This is a genomic window from Nostoc sp. CCY 9925, from assembly GCF_963920935.1.
GTDB lineage: Bacteria > Cyanobacteriota > Cyanobacteriia > Cyanobacteriales > Nostocaceae > Nostoc.
Genome location: NZ_CAWUDO010000205.1, coordinates 1 through 5,845 on the forward strand (window position 1 = coordinate 1; position 5,845 = coordinate 5,845).

The window sequence follows — 5,845 nt, forward strand, 5'->3', positions numbered from 1 at the left end:
CCTGCTCCCTGCCCCCCTGCTGCCTATTTGTATCGATTTTAAAGTGAAATGGTATGAGTAGGGGCAGAAGGAATTAAGTATTTTGCCGATCTCCTACTCTTATTTGCTCATCCAAAAACTTTAGCTGCTGGTATATACAGCTAATCTGCGGTAAATCCACACCAGAGGAATGCGCTTTTTGTAATGGGTTCCCAAAAATTGCTTCTACTTCCAAAGGCCGCCTTTCGTCATAGTCAATTTTCATGCTGGTGCGATAAGGCTTCATCTTCATGGTGTAATCCAGCATTGTTTGAATGAAGCTATCAGGAATGATGCGCCCGCAACTTTTAGACCCTGCTGCAACTTCATACATCAACTGTTCAACTAATTTGCGGGTGTGGACATAGGACATTAATTCATCTGTTCTAGCGTTGAGAATTACAGACAGTCCATTATAGGGAATATTCCATACCAATTTTTTCCATCGCCCTAGTAATAAGTCTTCAGCTAATTCAATTGAGATACCAGCACTCTTCAAGTCATTGGCAATTTGCCGCATCTGATCTGTAATCCCAGTAGGATTGTAGCCAGAAGCATATCCCCCTAGTGTAATTTGTCCATAGTCGAGGTGGCGGATATGTCCTGCTCCAACTTTATTGGAACACAGAAAACACAACCCACCAATAATGCTGACATTGCCAACTATTTTGGCAACTTCTTCTTCTACCCCCAATCCATTTTGCAATACCAACACTACCCCATCATCCCTGACCAGTGGCAGTAACATCTGCGGCAATAAATGGTTTTGTGTCGTCTTGAGTGCTACCACCACCACATCGCATCGTGGCATTTTTTCTACATCATTGTAGGTTTTGACTTCAGGAAGGGTGAAATCACCATCTTTTGAATCAATAACCAAACCAAATTTACTGACATATTCATAATCACTCTTCAGCAGAAAGTGGACATCTAAACCAGCTTTTTGCAGTTTGGCACCATAAAAGCCACCTAATGCACCAGTTCCTAGAATGGCGTAACTACGCTCAGACATTTCGCTAACAAAGAAATTTTTCTATGACGATTGTAAGGCGAATATGCGGCACACACAGCCAAAAATGGCTGGTGTGGCATTATACTGTTTGATGAAAAATTCCGCTATTTGGCGTGAAATGCCTGCTTTGGAAGGTTTTCGGTCAACTGTGGTGCGCTAAAAGCGATCGCTCCCAACCGAGGCAGTGGATAGAAGATATCACTAATCCGTCAGAGAACCTTACTGGCATGATAATAAATGAACCACCAATATTCAGTTCCCTTGCCATCTCGCTAATCTGCAAAAGCAAGATGTAAATGCTTGTTTATCTCAAATTAAAAACCTGCAAAAACACTGCTGAGTAAAGCTAACTTTTCTCTATCTAAGGAAACCCCATGATTTTTCGCACTACAGAACCGAATATCTCGATCCCCGAACAGCCCTTAACGGAAATAGTCTTGCAAAGATCGCTAGAATTCGCCTCAAAACCAGCGATGATTGACGGGCTAACTGGTCGAACAATAACTTATGGAGAACTTGTAGACTCAATTAACAGAGTAGCTGCTGGTTTTGCTGCGCGGGGTTTTTCTCGGGGAGATGTAGTTGCTATTTATAGTCCTAACTGTCTGGAATATCCCATCGCTTTTCAGGCGATCGCTAGTTTAGGTGGAGTTAGCAGCACAGCAAATCCATCTTATACAGCTAGCGAACTGGCATATCAATTAAATGATGCTGGTGCAAAATATTTGCTGACAGTACCGGAACTGCTAGAACGCGCATTAGAGGCCGCTAGTCAGTCAAAAGTTGAATCAGTATTTGTCTTTGGTAACGCTGCGGGTGCAATTCCATTTTCTGTACTTTTAGAAGATTTTGACTCAGTACCAAAAGTACAAATTAATCCCAAAGAAGACGCGGTTGCTTTGCCCTATTCTAGTGGCACAACTGGTTTGCCTAAAGGTGTCACACTCACACACTACAATCTAGCAGCCAACGTGTACCAACTTGCAAACCGCGAGTTGATAAGTTCAGCAGACACAATTATTGGCCTTCTGCCATTCTTTCATAGCTACGGACTGCAAATTTTCTTAAACTATAGCCTTTATTGCGGCGCTACCGTAGTTGTGATGCCGCAATTTGATTTAGAGACTTTTTTGAGACTACTAGATAAGTATAAAATTACTCGCGCTCATTTAGTACCTCCCATAGTCTTAGCCTTAGCAAAACAACCAATAGTAGATCAATACGACCTTTCTAGTTTAAAGATAATTACCTCTGGAGCTGCACCACTGGGTAATGAACTGACCTTAGAATGCGAACAGCGTTTAAATTGTGTCATCAAGCAAGCCTACGGTTTGACAGAAACCAGCCCAGTAACGCATATCAACCCTGACGAACGTGAAAAAATCAAATCCGGTTCCGTTGGTCTCTGCATGAGAAATACTGAATGTCAAATTGTAGATATTGAAACAGAAAAACCCTTGGGTTTCCACGAGCAAGGGGAGCTATGGATTCGCGGCCCGCAAGTGATGAAAGGGTATTTAAATAACCCTGAGGCCACTGCAAAAGTAATTGATGCCGATGGCTGGTTTCATACTGGTGATATAGCTTATGTAGATGAAGATGGTTATTTTTACATAGTTGACCGGATTAAAGAGTTAATTAAGTACAACGGATATCCAATTGCACCAGCAGAACTAGAGGCTGTATTGTTATCCCATCCAGCAATAGCTGATGCTGCTGTCATCCCCAGTCCCCATCCAAGCACGGGTGAAGTTCCCAAGGGTTTTGTTGTTCTCAAAAGCGAAGCTACTACTGGGGAAATTATGGAATTTGTAGCAGGACTTGTCGCACCACATAAAAGAATTCGTCGGTTGGAAATTGTTGATAAAATCCCCAAATCAGCTTCTGGTAAAATTTTGCGGCGGCTTTTAGTGCAACGAGAAATAGCAAATATAAAAGAAAAACCACCAGAACCTGAATTGACCCAAAATTTGCAGTTGCTTCAACAATTAGCATCTGACTCTGACAAAATAAAACGCCAACAACTTCTGGTTAATTACATTAGAGAAAAAGTTATCAAAGTTTTAGGGTTAGATGAATCCCAACATCTAGATTTAGAAAAGCCACTAAATGAAATGGGTCTAAATTCTCTGAGCAATATCGACCTGAAAAACCGAATTGATACTGAAATTGATGTCAACTTACCTATAGAAATTTTGCTGGCAGGGTCAAATATTCATCAATTAGTAAATATATTGCTTGAACAATTAACATCAAAAAGCATTGCGACTAATAATGTCATAGATTTAGAAGCTGAGGTGATGTTAGACCATGCAATCTACCCAGAACATAATTATGACTCATTTATTACCGAACCAAAAGCCATTTTTCTCACAGGAGCGACCGGATTTTTAGGAGCTTTTTTATTACAAGAACTTCTGCAACAAACTCCAGCTGATATTTATTGCTTGGTTCGTGCTAATGATAATGATTCCGCTCAAATAAAAGTGCAAAATAACTTAGAAAATTATGGAATTTGGCAGGATGCTTTCCGGAGCAGAATTATTCCGATTGTAGGCGATTTATCAAAATTTCAGTTGGGTTTGTCAACCGAATATTTTCAAAAAATTGCTAGTGAAATTGATGTAATTTATCATAGTGCAGCTTGGCTAAATTATGTTTATCCCTACGAAGCTTTAAAGCCTAGCAATGTTTTGGGAACGCAAGAAATTTTCCGATTGGCAAGTTTTGGTAAAGTTAAACCAGTACATCATATTTCTACCATTGCTGTTTTTGAGTCATCTTTTTACTTAGGAAAAACAGTTAACGAATCAGATCCACTTGCTCATAGTTCTGGAATGAAACTTTCCTATTCTCAAAGTAAATGGGTTGCAGAAAAATTAGCTACTATTGCGCGATCGCGAGGTATTCCCGTTTCTATCTACAGACCACCCTTTATTTCCGGTCATAGTAAAACAGGTGCTTGGTATACAGATGATGTTATTTGTCGAATGATTAAAGGTTGCATCCAAATGGGAAGCATGACTGGTATAACTGATATATTGGATTTATCTCCTGTTGATTATGTCAGCAAAAGCATTGTCTATTTATCAAGACAACGCGAGGCTCTTGGTAAATCTTTTCATTTAAACAATCCTCAACCTATTTCTTGGCATCAGCTAACTGATTTTATTCGTTCTTTAGGCTATCCCATTAAGCATATTTCTTATCAAAATTGGCAGTCACAGCTTAGTAACCAAGCGCGATCGCAATCACATCCTTTATATCCTCTTTTGCCTTTCTTTCTCAAAAATTCTCCAGAGCATCAACAAGCTAGAGAACCGCAAATTAGCTGTCAAGCAACCCAGACCGCGCTGGCAGAAACTTCGATTATCTGTCCTCCGGTAGATACTAATTTGCTGAATATCTATTTTGACTACTTTATTCGTAGCGGTTTTTTAAACATTGGGGAAAGGGCAACAGGCAATAGGTAACAGGCAATATTCTGCTATACCATTTCACTTTAAAATCGATACAAATAGGGGGCAGGGGAAAGAATTTAAAGACTAATCATTTGTATCAGAATTTTCGTGATTTGGTGTTATATCATGTCTGCATAATTTGTACCCCAAAGAGCCAAAGCTGCGCTTTGTCTCCCCTAAGAGCTTGCCTACGGTGTACACACAAGTCGGAAAGAGTAGTCTGTCAAGGAATCATTGATGAGTAGATTCTCTGTAGAGACGGCGATTTATCGCGTCTTGTGAACGTGTTGGTCTATCAGACGCGATAAATCGCGTCTCTACATGAGGGCTTTCTCGCTAATCCCAAGTGTATTAGGATAAAACTGAATCAGACTTGTGTGTACACCGTAGCCCCGCTTGCTCTTAGGGGATTAAGGGGTGGGGTTCTTCGGGTTTAATAAGTAATCAAGTGGACATGATATTAGATCTAATTTGTAAAGACAATCGGCGTTGCTGTGGACTAAATAAAGAACAAATGTATCTTGAAAATCAATTTTTTCTAATGCGTCCAGTCAAAGAAGCAACTACAAATAATAGTCGAGTTGGCTCAACGGGTTTAGCTAGGCGCACTTGGAAACCTGCATTCACAGCCTCTCTATGCTCCTCATATTTGACATGGGCGGTCATTGCTACGGCTGGAATTTGTCCTCCTGACTCAACACTTAGTTGCCTCACCTGGCGAATCAGTGTGTAACCGTCTTCCTCTGGCATACTGATATCAGACAAAAGTAGGTCATACCCACCCGGATTTGTCATCAGCCTTGATAATGCTTCTTTTGCAGATGCAACCGCCGTCACTTCAACTCCACAAACCTCAAGCAATGTTGTAAATAACTCGCGTACACCTACTTCGTCATCCACCAGAAGTACGCGCACACCATCTAGTGACGGTATGTTATTATCTGAGACTGCCAACTGGTTGACTGAGATCGCTGAGTCTGTGGGATTTGTCATAGAACTTTCTTCAAGGTTTGTTGGCATCGGTAATTTGACGATAAACGTTGCTCCTTGTCTCTCACCTGGGCTGTAAGCTTCAACTGTACCGCTGTGGAGTTCTACCAGATGACGCACAATGAAAAGCCCTAGTCCCAGTCCGGGATTTGAGCGGGTTTTGCTGCTATCTGCTTGGCGGAAGCGATCGAAAACATAGGGAAGAAAGTCAGCGCTGATACCTTTACCTGTATCGCTGACTTGAATTTGAGCTTGTTCATCAATGTACTCTAGTAGAAGTTGAATTCTGCCTCCGGCTGGAGTGAATTTGATATAGCGGTTATCAGTCCAGTTAAGTACACTTAGGAGAAAGCAATTCTACTGA

General features: G+C 41.0%; 3 protein-coding genes. 1 reads left to right on the forward strand and 2 read right to left on the reverse strand.

The window, feature by feature from the left end; all coding sequences use genetic code 11:
- Positions 1–73: 73 nt before the first annotated feature.
- Positions 74–1,030 carry a putative 2-dehydropantoate 2-reductase gene (locus ACM0OY_RS39150; protein WP_414574093.1) on the reverse strand — a complete coding sequence of 319 codons (957 nt, stop codon included), beginning with the start codon at positions 1,028–1,030 and terminating at the stop codon, positions 74–76.
- A 374-nt stretch (positions 1,031–1,404) separates the two neighbouring features.
- Here ACM0OY_RS39150 and ACM0OY_RS39155 point away from each other — a divergent pair, with 374 nt between their 5' ends.
- Entirely contained in the window at positions 1,405–4,503 is a 3,099-nt protein-coding gene (locus ACM0OY_RS39155) for a thioester reductase domain-containing protein (protein WP_414574094.1), read from the forward strand.
- Positions 4,504–5,019: 516 nt separating this feature from the next.
- Here ACM0OY_RS39155 and ACM0OY_RS39160 read toward each other — a convergent pair.
- Positions 5,020–5,793, reverse strand: coding sequence for a response regulator (locus ACM0OY_RS39160; protein WP_414574095.1), 774 nt, complete (start codon positions 5,791–5,793; stop codon positions 5,020–5,022).
- Positions 5,794–5,845: the final 52 nt, after the last annotated feature.

Bases quoted from the DNA above. Each gene is read 5' to 3' on its own strand.
- ACM0OY_RS39155 (WP_414574094.1), top strand. From the start codon at position 1,405: ATGATTTTTCGCACTACAGAACCGAATATCTCGATCCCCGAACAGCCC.
- ACM0OY_RS39150 (WP_414574093.1), bottom strand. From the start codon at position 1,030: ATGTCTGAGCGTAGTTACGCCATTCTAGGAACTGGTGCATTAGGTGGC.